This window comes from Dyella sp. OK004 (genome assembly GCF_900114495.1).
GTDB lineage: Bacteria > Pseudomonadota > Gammaproteobacteria > Xanthomonadales > Rhodanobacteraceae > Dyella_D.
The window spans coordinates 775,738-796,380 of sequence record NZ_FOZI01000001.1 but is presented as its reverse complement, the minus strand read 5'-3'; the positions used below and the strand labels follow the sequence as shown (position 1 = coordinate 796,380).

General features: G+C 63.9%; 20 protein-coding genes. 10 read left to right on the top strand and 10 right to left on the bottom strand.

Annotated features, from left to right (window positions below; translation table 11 throughout):
- Window positions 1–10: 10 nt before the first annotated feature.
- The 5 genes from BM338_RS03490 to BM338_RS03470 all read right to left on the bottom strand — a co-directional run bounded on the left by BM338_RS03490 (window position 11) and on the right by BM338_RS03470 (window position 3,943).
- Entirely contained in the window at window positions 11–985 is a 975-nt protein-coding gene (locus BM338_RS03490; RefSeq protein WP_090449431.1) for an MBL fold metallo-hydrolase, read from the bottom strand.
- On the bottom strand, window positions 982–1,884 hold the full coding sequence (locus tag BM338_RS03485) for an AraC family transcriptional regulator (RefSeq protein ID WP_090449430.1): 903 nt from the start codon (window positions 1,882–1,884) through the stop codon (window positions 982–984). Before BM338_RS03485 ends, BM338_RS03490 begins: the two co-directional genes overlap by 4 nt.
- 89 nt (window positions 1,885–1,973) lie before the next feature.
- Window positions 1,974–2,756: an HvfC/BufC family peptide modification chaperone gene (locus BM338_RS03480; RefSeq protein WP_090449429.1), complete on the bottom strand. Its 783-nt coding sequence runs from the start codon at window positions 2,754–2,756 to the stop codon at window positions 1,974–1,976.
- Complete coding sequence (locus BM338_RS03475) at window positions 2,753–3,595, bottom strand: MNIO family bufferin maturase (protein ID WP_177229213.1); 843 nt, start codon at window positions 3,593–3,595, stop codon at window positions 2,753–2,755. Before BM338_RS03475 ends, BM338_RS03480 begins: the two co-directional genes overlap by 4 nt.
- Before the next feature lie 66 nt (window positions 3,596–3,661).
- On the bottom strand, window positions 3,662–3,943 hold the full coding sequence (locus BM338_RS03470) for a BufA2 family periplasmic bufferin-type metallophore (RefSeq protein WP_090449428.1): 282 nt from the start codon (window positions 3,941–3,943) through the stop codon (window positions 3,662–3,664).
- 270 nt (window positions 3,944–4,213) lie between these two features.
- Between BM338_RS03470 and BM338_RS03465 the strand changes: the two genes are divergently transcribed.
- The gene (locus BM338_RS03465; protein ID WP_090449427.1) at window positions 4,214–4,675 is read left to right on the top strand and encodes a DoxX family protein; all 462 of its coding nucleotides are present in this window, start codon (window positions 4,214–4,216) and stop codon (window positions 4,673–4,675) included.
- A 54-nt stretch (window positions 4,676–4,729) separates the two neighbouring features.
- On the opposite strand, the gene BM338_RS03460 is transcribed toward BM338_RS03465, so the two are convergent.
- The 5 genes from BM338_RS03460 to trxA form a co-directional block, all read right to left on the bottom strand.
- Window positions 4,730–6,097, bottom strand: a complete 1,368-nt coding sequence (locus tag BM338_RS03460) for a glutamate--cysteine ligase (RefSeq protein ID WP_090449426.1) — start codon at window positions 6,095–6,097, stop codon at window positions 4,730–4,732.
- 66 nt (window positions 6,098–6,163) lie between these two features.
- Window positions 6,164–7,498, bottom strand: coding sequence for a sensor histidine kinase (locus BM338_RS03455; RefSeq protein WP_177229212.1), 1,335 nt, complete (start codon window positions 7,496–7,498; stop codon window positions 6,164–6,166).
- A gap of 67 nt (window positions 7,499–7,565) precedes the next feature.
- A complete protein-coding gene (locus BM338_RS03450; RefSeq protein ID WP_090449424.1) occupies window positions 7,566–8,231 on the bottom strand; it encodes a response regulator in 666 nt (221 codons plus the stop codon).
- A 135-nt stretch (window positions 8,232–8,366) separates the two neighbouring features.
- A complete protein-coding gene (gene rho / locus BM338_RS03445; RefSeq protein ID WP_090449423.1) occupies window positions 8,367–10,157 on the bottom strand; it encodes a transcription termination factor Rho in 1,791 nt (596 codons plus the stop codon).
- Window positions 10,158–10,305: 148 nt separating this feature from the next.
- A complete protein-coding gene (trxA, locus tag BM338_RS03440; protein ID WP_304529039.1) occupies window positions 10,306–10,686 on the bottom strand; it encodes a thioredoxin TrxA in 381 nt (126 codons plus the stop codon).
- Window positions 10,687–11,059: 373 nt separating this feature from the next.
- Here trxA and BM338_RS03435 point away from each other — a divergent pair, with 373 nt between their 5' ends.
- From BM338_RS03435 to BM338_RS03395, 9 genes are all read left to right on the top strand, one after another.
- Entirely contained in the window at window positions 11,060–12,772 is a 1,713-nt protein-coding gene (locus BM338_RS03435) for a DEAD/DEAH box helicase (protein ID WP_090449421.1), read from the top strand.
- 103 nt (window positions 12,773–12,875) lie between these two features.
- A complete protein-coding gene (ftsE, locus tag BM338_RS03430; protein WP_090449420.1) occupies window positions 12,876–13,553 on the top strand; it encodes a cell division ATP-binding protein FtsE in 678 nt (225 codons plus the stop codon).
- 26 nt (window positions 13,554–13,579) lie between these two features.
- A complete protein-coding gene (ftsX, locus tag BM338_RS03425) occupies window positions 13,580–14,539 on the top strand; it encodes a permease-like cell division protein FtsX (protein ID WP_090450092.1) in 960 nt (319 codons plus the stop codon).
- 137 nt (window positions 14,540–14,676) lie between these two features.
- Window positions 14,677–15,519 (top strand): response regulator, encoded by an 843-nt coding sequence (locus tag BM338_RS03420; RefSeq protein WP_090449419.1) that lies wholly within the window; start codon window positions 14,677–14,679, stop codon window positions 15,517–15,519.
- Window positions 15,516–16,238, top strand: coding sequence for a uracil-DNA glycosylase (gene ung, locus BM338_RS03415; RefSeq protein WP_090449418.1), 723 nt, complete (start codon window positions 15,516–15,518; stop codon window positions 16,236–16,238). Before BM338_RS03420 ends, ung begins: the two co-directional genes overlap by 4 nt.
- Window positions 16,239–16,419: 181 nt before the next feature.
- On the top strand, window positions 16,420–17,298 hold the full coding sequence (locus tag BM338_RS03410; protein WP_090449417.1) for a hypothetical protein: 879 nt from the start codon (window positions 16,420–16,422) through the stop codon (window positions 17,296–17,298).
- 158 nt (window positions 17,299–17,456) lie between these two features.
- Window positions 17,457–18,314 carry an RNA polymerase sigma factor RpoH gene (gene rpoH / locus BM338_RS03405; protein ID WP_090449416.1) on the top strand — a complete coding sequence of 286 codons (858 nt, stop codon included), beginning with the start codon at window positions 17,457–17,459 and terminating at the stop codon, window positions 18,312–18,314.
- Between the two features lie 81 nt (window positions 18,315–18,395).
- The gene (locus BM338_RS03400) at window positions 18,396–19,097 is read left to right on the top strand and encodes a response regulator transcription factor (RefSeq protein WP_090449415.1); all 702 of its coding nucleotides are present in this window, start codon (window positions 18,396–18,398) and stop codon (window positions 19,095–19,097) included.
- Complete coding sequence (locus tag BM338_RS03395) at window positions 19,094–20,506, top strand: sensor histidine kinase (protein ID WP_090449414.1); 1,413 nt, start codon at window positions 19,094–19,096, stop codon at window positions 20,504–20,506. The genes BM338_RS03400 and BM338_RS03395 overlap by 4 nt, the downstream gene beginning before the upstream one ends.
- Window positions 20,507–20,643: the final 137 nt, after the last annotated feature.

The window sequence follows — 20,643 nt, the reverse complement described above, 5'->3', positions numbered from 1 at the left end:
AAGGGCCGGCTTATGCCGGCCCTTTTTTTGTGTGCGTGGCGTTGTTACGCAAAGGCAGCGGCAAACACAGGCCATCTTGCGCGACCTCTACAGGGCCGCTATAGATCGCGCGGATGATGCGCAGCGATTCCGGCAAAGCTTGCTCGGAGCGCTGCATCAAATGCGAAAGCAGCAGGCGCCGCGTGCCCGCGCGTTGGGCCAGCGAGGCGATGCGGGACGGCGGCGCATGCAGGCGTGACGCGACGCTGTCATTGCTGTGCTCGGAAATCGCCAGGTTGGCGATCAGCAGGTCGGCGCCCTGCGCCAGTTCGAGCAGGGCAGGTGCCTGCGCATCCGTGTCGCCGAGATAGACCACCGAGCGTCCCTGTACATCGATGCGCCAGGCGAGTGCTGGGATCGGTCCGTGTTTGACGGGTGTTGCGCGTACGCTGAAATTGGGACCGGTGAATACCGTGGCGATGTCGCCATCGCTCAGTTGCAATGTAGCGGGTCGAAGTCGATACGCAGCGCCCTCGGGTTGCAGGAATCCAGCGAGATATGGATAGGCGGCGTGCTCGCCGGTGAAGAGTGCGGCGAGCCAGGCTTCGAGCGAGGGGAATACGTTATTGCCGGGTGGTCCGAGGATGGGTAGATCGCGTCGTCGTTCGCCGAAGAAGGAGGCTTTGACATAGGCGGGCAGGTCCGCACTGTGGTCGGTGTGCAGATGCGACAGTGCGATCAGATCCAGGTCCTCGATACGCCCTCGCGCCTTGCCGAAGGCGACGGCGGTACCGGCGCCGGTATCAAAAACCGCGCGTGCCTTGCCGTCGATCCAAAGTACATGGCCGCTTTGCGCGCGCTGGTTGAGTTCCGGGCCGCCGCTACCTAGCACCTGCCAGGCAACGCCGTGGTCGCATGCGGAAGGAGCCTCTGATGCTGTTGCGGATAGCGCGATCGATGCGAAAGCGAGAACACATGTAAGGCGGCGTAGCGTCCAGGCCATCATGCCGCTCGCGCTTCCGCTCGCACACTACCAGGGCTGACACCGCTCACGCGTTTGAACAGTCGGCGGAATGCAGCCTCGCTGCCATAGCCCAGCCGCTCGGCAATGGTCGCGACGGACAGTTGTCGGTCGCGCAGCAGTTGTTCGGCGAGACTGACCCGCCACTGCGTGACGTACTGCATTGGCGGCATGCGCATCAGCTGGGTGAAGCGTTCGGCGAAGGCCGAGCGCGACATGCATGCCAGCGCGGCCATCGATTGCATGGTCCAGCCCTTGCCCGGCGCCTCGTGCACGGCATGCAACACCTTGCAGATGCGTGTGTCCGCCAGCGCAGCGAACAGGCCGCAGCGCTCGGTGTTGCGGCTGGCGTAGTCGCACACGGCCAGGGTGAACAGGGTATCGGCCAGTTTGTTGAGCAAGACCTGGCGGCCGGCCAACCCCGAACTGGAGACCTCGACCATCATGGTTGAGAGCTGGCGAAAGGTGGAGCCAGCTTCGCGCGAACGCACCACAAAGCAGGCGGGCAAAGCATGGCTCAGCGGATGATGGGCGCGGGTGGAGAAATGCAGTTCGCCGCAGATGAGGCTGGTCGCATCGGGATGCGCGCCACCGGCGGCACTGAGGCGATGTGCATGGCCATGCGGCAACACCACCAGATCACCGGCTTCCAGATGCAGCGCGCGCGCCAGCGCTTCGCTTTCGACCCGGCACTCGCCGGCGCCGACGAGGTGAAACAGGCCGCAGTCGAAGCGTGGTTCATCGAGGAACCAGGAACCGCAATGCGCTTCGTCGGCCACGATATCCACGCGCAGCGTCGACTGGTTCAGCAAGGCCTCGAGGGCCGGCGCCACCGATGAGCCGATGCCGGATGGCTGGGGAGAAGAGCCGGTTGCGGCGAGCATGAGCGTCCCTTTCGTTGATCGTCTAAGCGTTCATTCGAAGGGGAAGGGCTTGGGGTTACCTGTGGGTATGCCGATTTCTTCTGAGCGGGTCACCCATCCAGCGACCAGGACTGGATCAGCCCGGCCTCCAGCCATCCGTGGAGCAAGGTGGCGAGGCGCGGCATGGCTTGCTCCGCATCGCTCAGCCCGGCCAGTCGGTCGCACAGGGTCGCTACGGTTTCGCCACGTGCGGCGCTTCCCAGCAGCTGGCGCTCGTCGTCGGTGATCCAGCGATAACGCACGGCTAGCGCCTGGCGCCATACCAGCAGGTGACGCGGATGCTTGAATCGGCGCAGATGCGGGCGTGGTCCGCTCTGGTCCGCAGCGCGGCGGAAAGCATCGGCATTGCAGGAGAGCATCAGTATCTGCAGGTTGATTTGCGGTTGCAGGGAGAGGGACGCCCAGCGTTCCGGCGGAATCGAGGCGAGGTCGGCAGGAGCGACGCATGCCTCATCGGCCGCGTCGAAGGCGGTGGAGATGGCCCAGTCCAGTCGCGCCATGTCAGCCAATTCACGCCGTTGCAGCCAGGGGTGCGCATAGTCGAGGAATGCGGCGAGACCCGCGCCGTGCCAGCGGATGTTGTAGTGCGTGGACGGGTGGGCCTCGATGTAGCGGTCCAGCAGGGAGTTGAAGCGGCGACTGGCGAGGCAACGCAGACCAGGGAATTCACTGGCAAGCGCGTCGCGCAGGCGTGCGCGGTAGCCATGCCGATAAATGCTGAGCCTGGCTTGTGCGTCGGCGCTGGTGTCGCCGCGTATGTCATCCAGCTGCAGCGGTTTGTCCGCCAGTACAGCCTGCGCCATACGCTGTTGCAAAGCTTGCAGGCTACTCATGCCGCGTTCCTCAACAGCGGTTCGGCCAAGGCGCGAGCTTGCGCCAGTTCGGCGAGCAACTCGGCGAGCGGCGGCATATGGTCGTCGCGTTCGATCATGGTGGAGACTGCGCCGAACCGGCGCACCGCTTCCGCGTAGAGTTCCCACACGGGCGAGGCGACCGGCGCGTCGTGGGTATCGATGATCAGCGCCTCGCCCTGTTCATGCCCCGCAAGGTGGAACTGCTGCACGCGATGCGCGGGGATGCCATCGAGATAGCGCAGCGGTGCAAAGCCATGGTTCTTCGCGCTGACATAAATGTTGTTGATGTCGAGCAGAATCAGGCAGTCGCCGCGCTCAGCCACGGCGGCAAGAAACTCCCATTCGGTGAGTTGTGCATCAGCGAAGCTGACATAGCTGGAGACGTTCTCCAGCAGGATGCGGCGACCGAGACGGTCCTGCACCTGCTTCACGCGCTCCACCACGTGGGCGAGTGCTTCTTCGGTGTACGGCAGTGGCATTAGATCGTGCAGGTTTACGCCTTGCACGCCAGTCCAGCAAAGGTGGTCGGAGATCCACGCCGGTTCGATACGGCACGCCAGTGCGGCGAGGCGCGACAGATAACCTTCGTCCAGTGGATCGGTGCTGCCGATGGACATCGATACGCCGTGCATCGCCAGCGGGAAACGTTCGCGGAAGCGTTCCAGCCAGACCAGGGGCAGGCCGCCAGGCACCATGTAGTTCTCGGACACGATCTCCAGCCATTCGACGCCTTGTGGATGTTCGAGCAGTTCCTGGTAGTACTCGACGCGCAGGCCCAGGCCATAACCAAGCTGAGGCAGGCGGGCGGAGATATGCATGGCGCGGTCTCCTCGATGAAGAAAAACTGGCGGGGTTTCGCGTAAGTCGAAACCCCGCCGGGACTATCAACCAGCCTTCTTGGCTTCTGCCTGGGCAGCGTCGCAAGCCTGCTGGCTCTTCTGCATGGTGAAGCCCTGGCCCTTGCAGGCGTTCTGGCCCTTACAGGCATTGCTAGCCTGCTTGCAGGCGCCGTGGCCCTTACAGGCCGACGAGTTCATGCATTTCACCTCGGCCTTGTCGCCGGCGGGGGACTGGTCAGCAGCGACAGCGGCGGTGGCTGCGGTCATCGCAAACAGGCCTGCCACCATCGCGGCCATCGCACCACCATTGAATGTCTTGGTCTTCATCTGTGACTCCTTGGAAATGTCAGGGCCGCGGCTTGCGGCGGAAATGTCTCGTCCGGCATGGGGTGATGGGTTCCGGTCTCGACGCAGGCATTGTGCGAAGCGAAAAAGACGCCGGCTGCTTCCGAGCATCCCGCGTTTATGACTAATCGTCCGAATGCGCAGCTTAGCCAGCAGGACAGGACGGCGGGCAAGAAAGCGCGGACGGTGGGACATGGAGACGGCTATCTGCAGCGGACATCATGCGGGAACTCTCTCCAAGGAACGAAAACGATGCGACAGTTCATTGCCACACGCGCTTCGCGCCTGCTCGATGCTTTGTATGCGGTGCGCTGGACCGGCCCGTTGGTGCTACGACTAGTGTTCGGTTATTTCTGGCTCGAAACCGGCATTGGCAAGGTGCAGCACCTGGATGGCTTCACCCAGCGCTTCATCAGTTGGAACATTCCGTTTCCTGTCTTCAGCGCGACGCTGTCAGCGTGGACCGATCTGATCGGTGGCGTGCTGTTGATGCTCGGCCTGTTCACTCGGCTCGTTTGTGTGCCGATGATCATTAACATGATCGTGGCACTCGCGCTGGTCGTATCGATGGATCTGGCAGGGATCGACGATCTGGTGGAGACCTCAGAGCTCACTTACATCCTGATTTTCTTCTGGCTGCTGGTGGCAGGGCCAGGCAAGGTCAGTGTGGATACGTTGTTGGCGCGCTGGCTGGGCATCCGCACGCACACATAAAAAAGGCGGACCTCTCGGTCCGCCCTTTTGATTTATTGCGGCAGGTGAATTCGCTTAGTACGCGAATTCGCGAAACACCGGATCGACGCTGCCGTTCCATGCGCCATGGAACAGCTCCAGCTTGCGTTCGGCCGGCGTCTGATTGGCTTCGACGATTTCGATCAGCGGTTCGAGGAAGATGCTTTCATCCGCGCCGTTGCGATTGAGCTTCTGCCGACGTTTGAGGCCGTGCGCCGCGATCTTCAAGGTTTCGGCAGCCAGTTCGCGCACGGTGTAATTGCGGAACGGCAGCTTCAATGCGTGCTTTGGCACGCCGTCGCGCAGCGCATGACGTTCGGCGCGACTGAAATCCTTCACCAGATCCCAGGCGGCTTGCAGTGCTTCGTCGTCATAGAGCAATCCCACCCACAGCGCGGGCAGGGCGCACAGCCGATTCCATGGACCGCCGTCGGCGCCACGCATTTCCAGGTACTGCTTGAGGCGCACTTCGGGGAAGGCGGTAGTGAGATGGTCCGCCCAATCTTTCATGGTGGCCTTCACGCCGGGCAGGCCCGGCAGGTCGCCTTGCATGAAGCGCTTGAAGTCCTGGCCGGAGAGATCGATGTAGCGGCCGTCCTGGTAGCTGAAGTACATCGGCACGTCGAGGATGTAATCGACATAGCGCTCGTAGCCGAAGCTGTCTTCGAATACGAAGTCGAGCATGCCGGTGCGGCCGGCATCAGTGTCGGTCCACACATGGGAGCGGTACGACAGGAAGCCGTTGGGTTGTCCTTCCTTGAACGGCGAATCCGCGAACAGCGCGGTGGCGATCGGTTGCAGTGCGAGGCTGGTGCGGAACTTGCGCACCATATCCGCTTCGCTGGAGAAATCGAGATTGACCTGCACGGTGCAGGTGCGCGTCATCATGTCCAGGCCGAGCGAGCCGACCTTAGGCATGTACTCACGCATGATCTTGTAGCGGCCCTTGGGCATCCATGGCATCTCGTCGCGACGCCACTTGGGCTGAAAGCCCATGCCGAGGAAGCCGATGCCGAGGTCATCGGCGATCGAGCGCACTTCCTCGAGGTGGGAATTCACTTCGCAACAGGTCTGGTGGATGGTTTCCAGCGGTGCGCCGGAAAGCTCCAGCTGGCCGGCGGGTTCCAGCGTGATCGAGGCCTTGTCGCGCGATAGCGCCACCGGGTTCTCGCCTTCGCGCGCCACATCCCAGCCGTAGCGTTCGGCCAGGCGTTCCAGCAAGACGCGGATCCCGCGTTCGCCATCGAAGGTGGGCGGACGCAGGTCATCGGTCAGGAAACCGAATTTTTCGTGCTCGGTGCCGATGCGCCAGTCCTCACGGGGCTTCTCGCCGGCGGCGAGATAGTCGGTGAGCTGCTGGCGGTCGCCAATGGGCGTGCTCTTGACGGCACTGGGTATAGACACGGGTGGCTCCTTCACGAGGGTCGCCCCACTTTGGGGGTGTTCCTGCCATTTTCAAAGTGCCAGGTTTCAGCTTGTAGGTGAGGAGCGCCGGGCATCGCTCTCCATGGCCGGAAAGTCGATACGCATGCGCGTGCCGCGGCCGCAGCCGCCGTCGAAGATGCTGAAGGTGGCGCCATGGGCGCGGGCTGATTCGTCCACGATGGACAGACCCAGGCCGCAGCTGTCGTTGCCGCTGTTCTGGCCGCGATAGAAGCGTTCTTTGACGCGTTCGCGCTCCTCCGGCGGAATGCCGCTGCCGGTGTCGTCGACCTCGAGGAATGGCTGGCTCTGTACCACGCCGCAGCGCAGTGTGATGTGACCGCCGGGTGGCGTATAGCGAATGGCGTTGTCGACCAGGTTGGTCAACAGCTCATGTAACACCCAGTACACGCCGGAAACGTCGGCGGGCTGGCAGTCGGCGCCCAGGTCGATGTCGTGCGCCAGCGCGCGGTCGAGCGACGCGCCGATCACCTCGGCCACCAGATTGGACAGATCCACCGGCAGGAAATGACTGGAGCCGTGCGCCGATGGCTCGGCGCGAGCGAGCGCCAGCAACTGGTTAGCGGTGTGGGCGAGCCGGTCGATGCCGCCGTGCAATTGATCGATGCGCGCCTGCAAGGGCGAGCCGCTGGTCTCGCGGCCGAGCACTTCGAGTTGGGCTTTGAGCCCGGTCAGCGGTGTGCGTAGCTGGTGTGCTGCATTGGCGAGAAAGTGCTGTTGCGACAGCGCCGATTCGCGCACGGTAGCGAGCAGGGTGTTGAGCGAATCGACCAGCGGCAGCACTTCACTCGGCACCCGCTCCGTCGGCAAGGCGGTGAGGATATGCGCAGGGCGGCCGGTGATCTGGTCCCGCAAGCGTTGCAGCGGACGTAGCGCCACACTGATGCCAAACAGGGCGATGCCGAACACCAGCAGCATCTGTACGCTGTCGTTGATACCGAAGGACACATCCATCCGATGCACGGCGAGATCGCGGCGATGCGGTGTCTCGCCCGCCGTGATGACCAATGCTTCTCCCGCTTCGGTGAGGCGGTAGCTCACGAGGCGCAGATCCATGCCGTGGTATTCGGCATCCTGATAGGTGAATTCGTCGTTGCGGTGGGCGGGCACAACAGGGAGATCGGCCGAGCCGGCCAAGGTGGCGCCCTGCTCATTGCTGACGCGGTAGAAGAATTTCTCTTGCGGCAGCGCGCGCAACGGCGGCGGTGGGCGGTCAGGCAACATGATGTCTAACTGCCCGCCGGGCTGCCGATGAATCTGCGCGGCAATGGCCAGCACGGCGCGCGACAGCGACCGGTCGAAGGCGGCGTAGATCGGGCTGACGATGGAGTGGTGATCGACGGCCACTCCGATCACCAGCATCAGTGTCAGAGGGGCCAGCAGATAGCCCAGCAGACGGCGGCGGACGCTGGGACGGAACCGCTTGATATCAGTTGTCCTCGAGGCGATAGCCGAGTCCGCGGATGCCGCGTATCGAGGCGGACTCGCCGAGCTTGCTGCGCAGGCGCGAGACATGCACCTCGATCGCATTGCCGGAGATGTCCTCGCTCCAGCCGGCGATGGCCTGGGTCAGGCGTTCCTTGCTCACCACTTTGCCGCTGTGATGGGCCAGGCATTCCAGAATCGACCACTCGCGGCGGGTCAGTTCCAGCGCCTCACCAGCGGCATTGATCGCACGGCGTCCGGCCAGGTCGATGCGCAGCTTGCCAACCGTCAGCTCGTTGGAGGTGGCGGCGCTGGCGCGGCGGATCAGGGCACGGCAACGCGCGGCCAATTCCGGCAGGGCGAACGGTTTCACCATGTAGTCGTCGGCGCCCAGGTCCAGCGTGCCGACGCGGTCGTCCAGGCTGTCGCGAGCGGTGACGATCAGCAGGGGCAGGGCCTTGCCGGCGCGGCGCAGCCGGCGCACCAGGCTGAAGCCGTCCTCGCCGGGCAGGCCAAGGTCGACGATGGCCAGATCGTAATGAGCGCTTTCCATCATGCCGGAGACTGGCTCGGCCATGGCGGTGTGGTCCACTACATAACCCTCGCCGGAGAGGCCGCGGACTATGCCATCGGCAACCAGGGGATCGTCTTCGACTAACAGGATGCGCATACGGGACACAGTGGACGGATTCCGCGCCATGCTAGCAGTTGCGCAGGCCAGCGAAATAGCGGGGGCGGAGCGTCCAGTGCAAACGAAAGGCCGGCGCAAGGCCGGCCTTTCGGAGTGCGGCGATAGGCGGTGGCCTCAGCGCTTCATGGAGTTGAAGAACTCGTCGTTGGTCTTGGTGTTCTTCATCTTGTCCAGCATGAACTCCATCGCCGACAGCTCGTCCATCGGATGCAGCAGCTTGCGCAGGATCCAGATCTTGGCGAGCAGGTCCGGATCGATCAGCAGGTCTTCGCGGCGGGTGCCGGAGCGGTTGATGTCGATGGCCGGGTACACGCGCTTCTCGGAGATGCGGCGGTTCAAGTGCACTTCCATGTTGCCGGTGCCCTTGAACTCCTCGTAGATCACCTCGTCCATCTTGCTGCCGGTGTCGGTCAGCGCGGTGGCGATGATGGTCAGCGAGCCGCCTTCCTCCACGTTGCGCGCGGCGCCGAAGAAACGCTTCGGACGCTGCAGGGCATTGGCGTCGACACCACCAGTGAGCACCTTGCCGGAGCTGGGTACCACGGTGTTGTAGGCACGGGCGAGACGGGTGATCGAATCGAGCAGGATCACCACATCTTTCTTGTGTTCGACCAGGCGCTTGGCACGCTCAATCACCATTTCGGCGACCTGCACGTGGCGCACGGCCGGTTCGTCGAAGGTGGAGCTGATGACTTCGGCGCGCACGGTGCGGGCGATTTCCGTCACTTCCTCCGGGCGCTCGTCGATCAACAGCATGATCAGATGGACGTCCGGGTGGTTGTACTGGATGGCCTGCGCGATGTTCTGCAGCATCATCGTCTTACCGGACTTCGGCTGCGACACGATCAGGCCGCGCTGGCCGCGACCGATCGGCGCCACCAGGTCCAGGATGCGGCCGGTGATGTCTTCGGTGGAGCCATTGCCGCGCTCGAGATGGAACGCCTTGCGCGGAAACAGGGGCGTCAGGTTCTCGAACAGCATCTTATTCTTCGACGCTTCCGGCGGATCGCCGTTGATGTCGTCGACCTTCAGCAGCGCGAAATAGCGCTCGCCTTCCTTCGGGTGGCGCACGCGTCCGGTGATGTAGTCGCCGGTGCGCAGGTTGAAGCGACGGATCTGGCTGGGCGAGACATAGATGTCGTCGGGGCCGGCCAGGTAGGACTCGTCGGCCGAGCGCAGGAAGCCGAAGCCGTCCTGCAGGATTTCCAGCACGCCCTCGGCCCAGATGCCGCCGCCGGAGCGGGCGTGGGCCTTGAGGATGTTGAACACCACGTCCTGCTTGCGGGCGCGGGCGACACCTTCCTGGACGCCCAGCGACTCAGCGAATTCCATCAGCTGGATCGCGTTCTTGCGCTTGAGCTCGGTGAGGTTAATCAGGCGATCGTTGCTACCGGCGTCGGCGTACTCGTCGTCCACCGGCAGGCCGTTGTTGTTGCGCGGATGCTGTTGCTGCCCGCCGCCACCGCCACCGCCACCGCCACCGCCACCACTTGGGCCGCCGCGCTGCTGGTTGCGCTCGTGGCGACGCCGACGGCCACGGTCGTTGCGGTCATTGCGACGATCGTTGTTGTTTGGGTTATTCGGGTTGCCGCCCTGGTTGGGCTGGCCACCTTCGCGCGGCTGCTGTGGTGCAGTGTCGCGCGGCGTGCTATCGCCTTGAGAGGAACCACCGCCATCCACCGGCAGGCTGGCCTGCACAGGGGCTTCGTAAGACGGGGCTGGCCGCTCGACCGGAGGCAGCGGCGGCGGAGGGGTGTACTCCGGCTTATCCGCCTTCGGTGCGCTATCGGCGCTGGCCGACGCGGCAGCCGACTTGCGTGGCGCTCGCGTACGCGGCGCGTCGGCCACGGTCTTGGGTTCGGCGCTCTTGGCGTCGGTCTGGTCTTTGCTTTCGATATCGGACACGGGCAAACCTCACGGGGCGCCGTTGATTACAGGAGGGAGGTGCGCTCAAAGCGCGGAGGGCGCGGGGGACAGCGTCCCAACAGGCCAAGTGAATCTAGCACCCGCCGCGTAACGCCGTAAAGCGGTGCGGCGGATGCGAGGAGGCGAATCAGATCGCCTTGTCGATCATCTGGGCCAGCTGCCCCTTGCTCACGGCGCCGATCTGGGTGGCCTCGACCTTGCCGTTTTTGAACACCATCAGGGTGGGAATGCCGCGCACGCCGTAATTGCGCGGGGTCTTCTGGTTGTGGTCGATATTGATCTTGGCGATGCGCAGCTTGCCTTCGTACTGCTTGGCCAGGTCGTCCAGGATTGGCGCGATGGCCTTGCAGGGGCCGCACCATTCGGCCCAGAAGTCGAGCAGGACGGGGGTATCGGACTTCAGCACTTCCTGCTCGAAGGCGTCATCGCTTACATGGGTAATCAGGTCGCTCACCGGGGTCTCCGAATCTGGGCGGGGGGGAAGGTTTGACGACCGCGCGGCCAGCATCGGCTACACTGGGGCGCCCATGAAGCGCGGGTCGGACCGGAAAAAGGAAGTGGTGCCGTTGCGGCAAGCCTCCATTCCAACGTAACTCAGGGCACGATTCAAGCGATTCAAGGGCTGCATCGGACAGTTCCGTTGATATAGGTGAAAAGGCTCCCGTACAGCCTGTTCACCTATGTCAGCGGGACTGCCGGTTCCAGAGCCCGCCACCTCGGCGCCAGCCGCGAAGCGTACCGCGATCCACCGCGGCCTTTGCCGCTGCCCGGCCATCATTCGCTTTTGGCCCGCGCCGCCTCATCCACCCGTCCCGGGCTGCCGACCGCCGCGGGGCTGGGCGCGCCGCTATCGCGGCCGCCCTACCGCTGACTACATATCAATGTCCCAAACTGTACTGACCGATACCTTCTTTACAAATTTTGAACTTCATCCGCTGCTGCAGCAGGGTCTGGACGAAAGCGGTTTCACCCGCTGCACACCGATCCAGGCGCTGACCCTGCCCATGGCGCTGACCGGCCGCGACGTCGCCGGCCAGGCCCAGACCGGCACCGGCAAGACCTGCGCCTTCCTGGTCGCGATGATGAACCGCCTGCTGACTCGCCCGGCCGTGGCCGAGCGCAAGGACAGCGACCCGCGCGCCCTGGTGATCGCGCCGACCCGCGAGCTGGCCATCCAGATCGACAAGGACGCGCGCAACATCGGCCGCTACACCGGCCTGAAGACCGCACTGATCTACGGCGGCGTCGACTACGACAAGCAACGCCAGCAGCTGCACGATGGCTGCGACATCATTATCGCCACTCCTGGCCGCCTGCTCGACTACTACAAGCAGAACGTGTTCGGCCTTAACGGCGTCGAAGTGATGGTGATCGACGAGGCCGACCGCATGTTCGACCTCGGCTTCATCAAGGACGTGCGCTTCATCTTCCGCCGCCTGCCGGCGCGAGAGCAGCGCCAGGTGCTGCTGTTCTCCGCCACGCTCAGTCATCGCGTGCTGGAGCTGGCCTACGAGCACATGCACAACGCCGAGAAGCTGGTGGTGGAGACCGAGAACGTCACCGCCGACCGCGTGCGCCAGCAGGTCTACTTCCCCTCCAAAGAGGAGAAGATGCCGCTGCTGCTCAACCTGCTGGAGCGTACCAAGCCCAGCCGCAGCATCGTTTTCGTCAACACCAAGGCCGCGGCCGAGCGCATCACCGATCGTGTGAAGCGCCAGGGCTACCGCGTGGGTGCCCTGTCCGGCGACGTGCCGCAGCTGAAGCGCCAGAAGCTGTTGCAGCGCTTCCAGGAAGGCCAGCTCGACATGCTGGTGTGCACGGACGTCGCTGCGCGCGGCCTGCACATTTCCGCGGTCAGCCACGTCTTCAACTACGACCTGCCGCAGGACGCCGAGGATTACGTGCATCGCATCGGCCGCACCGCGCGCCTGGGTGCCGAAGGCGACGCGATCAGCTTTGCCTGCGACCTGTATGCCATGTCGCTGCCGGACATCGAGACTTACATCGGCCAGCGCATCCCGGTGGCCAGTATCGATCCCGAGCTGCTGGTGATGCCGAAGCCACGCGAGATCGACCCGCAATACGCCGCGGAAGCAGCGGCCGACAGCGCGGCTTTCGGCGACAAGGTCGAGAACCGCGAAAAGAAGGAAGGCGGTTCGCGCGGTCGTTCGCGCAGCCGTGACGGGCGCGAGGGCGAGCGTAAGCCTCGCGACGGCCAGCCGCGCAAACCGCGTGCGGAGCAGCCGGCCAAGGCTGTCGCTGCGAGCGAGCCGGTTGAGGCAGTACCCGCAGCGGGCCAGGACGCAATCACTGGTGAGGGCGAGCAGAAGCGTCGTCGTCGCCGTGGCGGCCGCGGCCGTCGCCGTGAGGGTGCGCCGGGCCATAACGAGCATGGCGCCAACGTCACCGCACCGAACGAGAACGGTCACGGCGCGCGCGGCGAGCGCCGTCCGCCGCGCGAACGCGGTGGTGCCGATGCCAACGGTTCCCGCCCGTCGCGCCAGGTTGCCCTGACCGCCGGTCACAACGCGGAAGCGGCGCCGAAGAAGCAGGGCTTCTTCCGTCGCCTGGCGCGGCTGTTCACCGGCCGCTGAACCGAACTCCGCCGCGCGTAGAAAACGCGCGGCGGGGGATCACCTTGGCGGCGCCATCCCTTATCCTTGCCGCCAGTGCGGCATCAGGGATCGAGGAAACGCAGTGATCCGCTTCGACCAAGTCAGCAAACGCTACGAGGGCGGCCATGAGGCGCTGTCGCAGCTTTCCTTCCATGTCGCCCCCGGCGAAATGGCGTTCGTGACCGGACACTCGGGCGCGGGCAAGAGCACGCTGTTGAAGTTGCTCGGCCTGATCGAGCGACCGTCGCATGGCGTGATCACCCTGGACGGGCAGAATCTGTCCAAGATCGGCCGTGGCGGCATTCCTAAGTTGCGCCGGCGCATCGGCATGGTGTTCCAGGACCATCGCCTACTGATGGACCGCACGGTGTTCGCTAACGTTGAACTGCCGCTGGTGATCGGTGGCATCGCGCCAGTCGAGCGCGGCCGTCGCGTGCGCGCGGCGCTGGAAAAGGTGGGGCTGCTCTCTTATGAGCGGCAACTGCCGGTCACGCTGTCTACCGGTGAGCAGCAGCGCGTGGGCATTGCTCGCGCCATCGTCGCCAAGCCGACCCTGCTGATCGCCGACGAGCCTACCGGCAACCTCGATCCGCAGTTGGCGGTGGAGATCATGGGGCTATTTGCCGAATTCCAGCAGGTCGGTACCACGGTATTGATCGCCAGCCATGATCTGCCGCTGATCAAGCGCATCAAGAAGCGGGTGGTGGTGCTGGATCACGGCCGCCTGGTCGCCGATGTCGCCGCGCAGGAGGTGCTGTGACCACACAGCCGGAATTCCCTAACGAGATGCCGATCGTGCCCGAGGCCGCGCCGCGGGTAGAGCGCAGTCGCGCGCGGCCCGTGGCGAGCTGGCGTGAGCATCATGGCTGGAGCGCTGCGGCCAGTCTGCGCCGCCTGATGTCGCGTCCAGTCGGCACTTTGTTGACCGTGGCCGTGATGGCGCTGGCGCTGGCATTGCCGCTGACCTTCTACTTGTTGCTCGGCAATGTGCAGAAGCTGGGCGATGTACTGGGGCAGAATCAGACGGTCTCGGTGTTCCTGCAGCCCAGTCAGAGCGGTCCGGCGGTGGAGCTGCTTGCCACCAAACTGCGCGAGCGTGCAGACGTGGCGACAGTGACGGTGAAGACCCCTCAGCAGGGCATGGATGAGCTGGCCAAGATGCAAGGCTTCTCCGGCGCGCTGCATACCCTGGACAACAACCCGTTGCCCTACGCCATCGAAGTACTGCCGAAGCAGGGCCTCGATGCGGACGCGGTGGCGCGCCTGGTTGATGAGCTGCGCGAAACGCAGGGTGTGGATCTGGTGCAGGACAGCGGTACCTGGCGCCAGCGTCTGGATGCCTTGCTCGGCGTCGGAAACCGCGCCGTACTGGTGCTGGCCGTGCTGCTGGCGCTTGCGGTGTTGCTGGTAGTGGGCAATACCGTGCGCGTGGACATCGCCAGCCGCAGCGAAGAGATCAGTGTGCTGATGCTGGTTGGCGCGAGCCGGGCGTTCGTGCGGCGGCCTTATCTTTATGCGGGTATCTGGTACGGCCTGTTCAGCGGCGTGCTCGCTGCGGGCGTGGCGGTGCTGGTCGAAATGGCGCTGGCCGAACCGGTGACACGGCTCAGTCATGTGTATGACGGCAAGCTACAGGTCGGCGCGTTGCCGCTGTGGGTGCTGGGCGCTGTGCCGCCGGTTGCGGCCTTGCTGGGCTGGCTGGGCGCGCGCCTGGTCAGTGCCTGGCAGTTGCGCAAGGCCGCCTGAGTGGAGCCGGACCGGTAGAGGTGACGCCGGTCGCAGGCACCGCACCGACATCGGTGCAAGATGCCTGGAATGCGGGGCGCAGGGGGCGTCCGTCGAATCTTCGGCACGGACGCTACGAGACGCGTGGATGGGTGGGAATGAGTGCAGGTTTCAGTAACCGTATCGTCAGCGCTGCACCGCGTGTGCTGGTGGTGGACGGTTCCAAGGTAGTGCGACAACTGATCAGCCGCGTGCTGCAGGCAGAGTTGCCTGCGGCCGAGGTGATCGGCTGTGCGTCGGGCGCCGAAGCGCAACAGCTGCTGGAAGGCGGTGTGTTCGACTTCATCACCATTGCGCTGCGGCTGCCCGATATGGATGGCCTGGAGCTGGCGCGCTATGTGCGCGAATCGGCACCGCAGATCTATGTGCCGATCGTGGTCGTGTCCGGCGACGTCGATGACCGCCTGCACCGGCGCGTGCTGGGCGAACACGTTACCGACTACTTCGACAAGTCGCTGGGCTTTCAGGCGCTGGCCGAATTCATTCGTGGCTACGTGAAACCGGAAAGCAGCGCCGAAGGCGAAGTGCTCTACGTCGAGGATAGTCGTGTGGTGGCCTTGGCGACGCGCCGCATGCTGGAAAAATATGGCCTCACCGTACGCCATGTGATCAGCGCTGAAGATGCGCTGGCCTGGCTGGAGACGGCGCACGCACAGGATCAGGTGGGTGCCGATATCGTGCTTACTGACGTCAGTCTCAAGGGTGAGCTCACGGGCGGCGATTTGCTTGAGCGCATCCGTCGCGAATACGGTTACAGCAAAGGGCGCCTGCCCGTGCTGGTGATGACCGGGGATGAGAACCCCGTCAACCAGGCGGCATTGCTCAAGGCCGGTGCCAATGACCTGGTCGAGAAGCCGATCGAGGAGAAGCTGTTGATCACCAAACTCCTGTTCCAGTTGCGTGTTGCGCGGCACCTGCGACTACGCGACGAAGCGGTATGAACGAAAGTCGCGTCAAGCTGGAGCCTTCCTGGAAGGAGCGCATCGGCGGCTATCTCGAGCGGCCCGAGATGCAGGCGTTGTCGCAATTCCTGCGCAAGGAAAAACAGGCCGGCAAGGTGATCTATCCACCGGGGCCCGAGATCTTCGCCGCGTTCGATCACACGCCGTTTGACGCCGTGCGTGTCGTCATTCTCGGCCAGGACCCGTACCACGGTCCGGGGCAGGCGCATGGTTTGTGCTTCTCCGTAAGGCCGGGCGTACAGCCGCCGCCCTCACTGCAGAACATCTTCAAGGAAATCCAGCGCGATCTCGGCATCGCACCACCCGACCATGGCTGCCTCACGCCCTGGGCGGATCGCGGCGTGCTGCTGCTCAATAGCGTGTTGACGGTGGAGCGGGGATTGGCGGCTTCCCACCAGGGCAAAGGCTGGGAGGGGTTCACCGATGCGGCCATCGATGCCCTCAACCGGGAGCGCGAAGGCCTGGTGTTCATGCTGTGGGGCTCGTATGCCCAGCGCAAAGGCCAGCTGATCGACGCGGGGAGGCACCACATTCTCAAGTCGGTGCATCCGTCCCCCCTCTCCGCGCACCGCGGCTTCCTCGGTTGCGGCCACTTCTCTGCCGCTAACAGCTATCTGGAAGCCCATGGCCAGGCGCCGGTGGACTGGTCGTTGCCGCGGCGCGCTGAGTTGATGCAGTCGGCGACCTCTTCAACGTGAATCCGTGGGCCGTGGTTGGCTAGGCAAATCGGCCGGCAAGTACAATGAAGGACTGCCACGATGCATGCGTGGACCCACGGACAGATTGAGAGATGCGGCGCGTATGAGCGGAGTAGACCCAGTGGCCGGTAGTTCGGGCAGTGTGCCCATAGCAGCAGGAAGGCCGAAGGTCGTCGTTTGCATGACGACCCACGAGCGTGCGGATTGCGCCCGGATCAACATGGAAATCGTCAAGCTCAATTACCCGGAGCAATGGCCGATCGTGCATGCCTGCTCGGGCTCTTCCTACGAGAAATACATCGAGGACGAACTGGTCTCGTGCCAGCCGCTGACCATCATCGATGGCGCGCTGAATCTGGTGAGGAAGTCCTTCCGAGCCGCGGCCGACAAGTACAACCCGGACTACATCATTCATCTCGATGCGGACACCTGGGTTTTCGACCAGGGTCTGTTGCAGCGTTATATCGAGCTGCTCGCTCGCGACGACAAGGCGATCATCGCGGCTTCGTCGTGGAGCACCGACCAGCGTCCGAAATGGCGGCAGTCGAAAAATCCGTTGGTGCGCCTAAAGGGTCACCTTGCCAAGCTTATGAATGGCGTCGGGATCGATTTCGGCATCAGGCGCAAGGACACGCTGTCCACGCAGTTCTTCATCGCGAAAAACGATCCGCGGTTTCTGGAGCTGCTGGAAACGCTGGCGCCGGTTGAAGGGCATACGCTCGAAACGGACTTCTACGCCGCCGTGGTCAAGAACTTCGGGCCCAAAGCCATCATCGGCATGGTCGAGCGGGAGCCGGTCCATCCGGAGAACCGGCACTGGTGTCCCCAGATGACCTTGCATTGCCAGCATTGGCCGGAACAACTGCCGCGCCCGGCTGGCATGGCCGCCGGTGTCGTGGCGGATGGCAGGTATGCTGACGGCGTCTCAGGGCAATACGATATTCCCGGCAAGAAAGACGTCCTGAAGGCCCGCGGTTTCAGTCACCTGGGACCGGCCATGCGCCGCCTGCTCGAATCGACCGATCTGAGCTACTACAACGCCAAAGCCAAGCGCTATTGATCGCCGGGCCTCGTGCCCCCAGGGTGGTGTGGCCGACGATGGACGAACCTATCTGATTCGTGTACTATTCGGTTCACTAAAGCGGCTGGAACTCTTGGCCGCTTTAGCACTCTCATCCCCAGAGTGCTAAGCTGACCCCATATCAGGAGGTTCCACACATGTCTCAAGCCTTAGTGACCGCCAACCTGCCGGTTCCTAGTGTCGTTGGCAGTCTGGATGCCTATATCTCGGCGGTGCATCGGATTCCGGTGCTCAGCCAGGATGAGGAGCAGGCGCTGTCGCGCCGCTACAACGAAGAAGAAGATCTGGCCGCCGCCAGGAAGCTGGTGATGTCGCATCTGCGTTTCGTGGTGCACGTGGCCCGCGGCTACAGCGGCTACGGACTGCAGATCGCCGACCTTATCCAGGAAGGCAACATCGGCCTGATGAAGGCTGTGAAGCGCTTCGACCCCGACCAGGGCGTGCGCCTGGTGAGCTTCGCGGTGCATTGGATCCGTGCCGAAATGCACGAGTTCATCCTGCGCAACTGGCGCATCGTCAAGGTGGCCACCACCAAGGCGCAGCGCAAGCTGTTCTTCAACCTGCGCAAGAGCAAGAAGCGCCTGGGTTGGATGAACGCTGAGGAAGTGCGCACCGTGGCGAAGGAGCTGGGCGTGCCGGAAGCGACGGTGCGCGAGATGGAGTCGCGTCTGTCCGGGCGCGATATCGGTTTCGAAGCGCCGGCCGATGCCGACGATGATGCGAAGCCGGCACCAGCGGCTTTCTTGATTGACGAGGGCGCCGATCCGTATGAGAACGTCGCTGACGCCGATCATGCGGACAACCAAATGGAAACCCTGTCGGCTGCGCTACAGAACCTGGATAAGCGCTCGCGCGACATCATCCAGCGCCGCTGGCTTAACGAAGAAAAGGCCACGCTGCAAGATCTGGCTGACGAATACGGCGTTTCCGCCGAGCGCATTCGCCAGGTCGAGGCGAATGCGATGAAGAAGATGCGCGGCCTGTTCGCCGCCTGATCGCCAGCGCAGGCGTTACCATGCCAACGGCCCCGCAGCGGGGCCGTTGGTTTTTCCGCTTTCCATATTCGTAATTTCGCCATGCCCAGAGTGCTGGTCATCGAAGACGACGAAGTCACGGCCCGCGAGATCGTGGCCGAGCTGAGCGTGCACGGCATGACCGCCGAATGGGTGGCCGATGGCAAGGAAGGCCTGTCGCGGGCAACCGCGCAAAACTACGATCTGATCACGCTCGATCGCATGCTTCCCGGCATGGACGGCATCGAAGTGGTGGCTGGCCTGCGCCGCCAGCAGATCGACACGCCGGTGCTGATGATCAGCGCACTCAGCGATGTCGACGATCGCGTGCGCGGCCTGCGTGCTGGCGGCGACGATTACCTCACCAAGCCGTTCGCCCCGGACGAGATGGCCGCTCGCGCCGAAGTGCTGCTACGCCGCCGGCAGCCCCAACAGAACGACACGCGCCTGCGCGTCGGCGATCTTGAGCTGGATCTGGTCCGCCACGTCGCCTACCGCAACGGCCAACCGCTGACCCTGCAGCCCACCGAATACCGATTGCTGGAATGCCTGATGCGCAACTCCGGCCAGGTGTTGACCCGCAGCATGATTTTCGAAGCCGTATGGGGCTTCCACTTCGATCCCGGCACCAACGTGATCGACGTGCATATCGGCCGGCTTCGGCGCAAGATCGACGGTGCCGGCCAGCCACCGCTGATCCGTACCGTGCGCGGCACCGGCTACATGATCACCTCGGCCCCCCAGAACGCATCGGCCCCACCATGAACGCCCGTCCCAGCGCCTGGCGCTCCGCCACCTCTCGACTAATCCTGATCTACGGCGCGTTGTTTGCCGCGTGGGGTTTGGTGTTAGTCGGCGTGATTCAGTGGGAAAGCGCGCGCTATCTCAACACCGTGATCGACCAGATGCTTGAGCAGCGCATGCATTATCTGGAGGCCACCGATGCGCAGCGTCTGCCGGCAACGGTGGATGCGGCGAGCACCATCGACCCGCACGGCATCATGTCAGTGGGTCTGTTCGACGCCGGCGGACACGCGATTGCCGGCAACATCGCTCACATTCCCACAGAGCTTGCCATCGATGGCAAGGTGCGCCTGCTGGCGCAAGGCATGCCGCGCCCCGACCGCGATGCGACGCGCACGCGTGCCCGCGCGATGGCGACACGTCTGCCCGATGGCCGCCTGCTGGTGATCGCCAAGGACACCAGTACCCTCGACGGACTCGGCACCATCGTATGGCGCGCGCTGCTGTGGGCTCTCTCCCTGACCATCATCCCGGGACTGCTTGGCGGCTTCCTGCTGCGGCGCGGACCGGAAAAACGCATCCGTGAGCTGCAACAGGCAACCGACCCGATCCGCCAGGGCGATCTCTCCAAGCGCTTGCCTATGAATGGGCGTGGTGACGAACTGGACATACTTGCCGGCATCGTCAACACCATGCTCGGCGAGATCGAGCGCCTGATGAACGAAGTCAAAGGTGTGTGCGACAACATCGCACACGACCTGCGCACGCCGCTGACGCGCCTGCGCGCGCGTCTGTATCGCGCGCAGCAGCAACTGTCGGGGCAGTCCGAGGCGGCACTGGTGGAAGCGAGCATCGTCGACATCGATGCAGTGCTGGGACGCTTCCGCGCCTTGCTGCGTGTTTCCGAGCTGGAAGACAGCCATCGCAACGCCTGCTTCGCCGAAGTGGATCTGGGACAGGTCTTGCAGCAGGTGCATGAGTTTTACGCACCCGTAGCGGAAGATCGAAGCCAGCCGTTCGTGCTGGAGGTCGAGCCCATGACCGCCGTGCGCGGCGACGCACACCTGCTGTTCGAAGCGCTGGCGAACCTGGTGGGCAATGCCATCAAGTTCACCCCGAACGGCGGCCAGGTGCGTCTGCGCGCGCGCATGGACAGCCGTGGCCCGCGCGTGGACATTCTCGACAGCGGTCCCGGCATTCCCTCGAACGAGCGCGACGCCGTGACGCGAAGGTTCTATCGCGGCGATAACAGCCGCACGACACCGGGTTCGGGTCTTGGCCTGAGCATCGTCAGCGCGATCGTACGCCTGCATGGCTATGCCCTGGATATCGGCGATGCGCCCGGTGGCGCGAGGATTACGCTGTACTGCTATCCGGTGGCGCCGGGTGAAGTGCCGGGCACCTGTCTTTCGCGCTCGGTTACCGCGTAGCTCACCTGCTGGTGATCGCTGAGGGGTGTCGAAAGTCATGACATCCCCATGACGCCAAGTGCCGCGCAGAGTCTGCCGAGCTGGGCGCATCCAAAATGAAAATATCTTCATCCGTTTAGCCGGCCGTTCCATCAGGC

Excerpts from the sequence above, each read along its gene's own strand:
- BM338_RS03465 (WP_090449427.1), top strand. The coding sequence starts at position 4,214 with ATGCGACAGTTCATTGCCACACGCGCTTCGCGCCTGCTCGATGCTTTG.
- rpoH (WP_090449416.1), top strand. The coding sequence starts at position 17,457 with ATGTCTCAAGCCTTAGTGACCGCCAACCTGCCGGTTCCTAGTGTCGTT.
- ftsX (WP_090450092.1), top strand. The coding sequence starts at position 13,580 with ATGCCGATCGTGCCCGAGGCCGCGCCGCGGGTAGAGCGCAGTCGCGCG.
- BM338_RS03475 (WP_177229213.1), bottom strand. The coding sequence starts at position 3,595 with ATGCATATCTCCGCCCGCCTGCCTCAGCTTGGTTATGGCCTGGGCCTG.
- BM338_RS03400 (WP_090449415.1), top strand. The coding sequence starts at position 18,396 with ATGCCCAGAGTGCTGGTCATCGAAGACGACGAAGTCACGGCCCGCGAG.
- BM338_RS03410 (WP_090449417.1), top strand. The coding sequence starts at position 16,420 with ATGACGACCCACGAGCGTGCGGATTGCGCCCGGATCAACATGGAAATC.
- BM338_RS03420 (WP_090449419.1), top strand. The coding sequence starts at position 14,677 with ATGAGTGCAGGTTTCAGTAACCGTATCGTCAGCGCTGCACCGCGTGTG.
- BM338_RS03435 (WP_090449421.1), top strand. The coding sequence starts at position 11,060 with ATGTCCCAAACTGTACTGACCGATACCTTCTTTACAAATTTTGAACTT.
- BM338_RS03395 (WP_090449414.1), top strand. The coding sequence starts at position 19,094 with ATGAACGCCCGTCCCAGCGCCTGGCGCTCCGCCACCTCTCGACTAATC.
- ung (WP_090449418.1), top strand. The coding sequence starts at position 15,516 with ATGAACGAAAGTCGCGTCAAGCTGGAGCCTTCCTGGAAGGAGCGCATC.
- trxA (WP_304529039.1), bottom strand. The coding sequence starts at position 10,686 with ATGCTGGCCGCGCGGTCGTCAAACCTTCCCCCCCGCCCAGATTCGGAG.
- BM338_RS03480 (WP_090449429.1), bottom strand. The coding sequence starts at position 2,756 with ATGAGTAGCCTGCAAGCTTTGCAACAGCGTATGGCGCAGGCTGTACTG.
- BM338_RS03455 (WP_177229212.1), bottom strand. The coding sequence starts at position 7,498 with ATGCTGGTGATCGGAGTGGCCGTCGATCACCACTCCATCGTCAGCCCG.
- BM338_RS03490 (WP_090449431.1), bottom strand. The coding sequence starts at position 985 with ATGATGGCCTGGACGCTACGCCGCCTTACATGTGTTCTCGCTTTCGCA.
- BM338_RS03485 (WP_090449430.1), bottom strand. The coding sequence starts at position 1,884 with ATGCTCGCCGCAACCGGCTCTTCTCCCCAGCCATCCGGCATCGGCTCA.
- BM338_RS03470 (WP_090449428.1), bottom strand. The coding sequence starts at position 3,943 with ATGAAGACCAAGACATTCAATGGTGGTGCGATGGCCGCGATGGTGGCA.
- BM338_RS03450 (WP_090449424.1), bottom strand. The coding sequence starts at position 8,231 with ATGCGCATCCTGTTAGTCGAAGACGATCCCCTGGTTGCCGATGGCATA.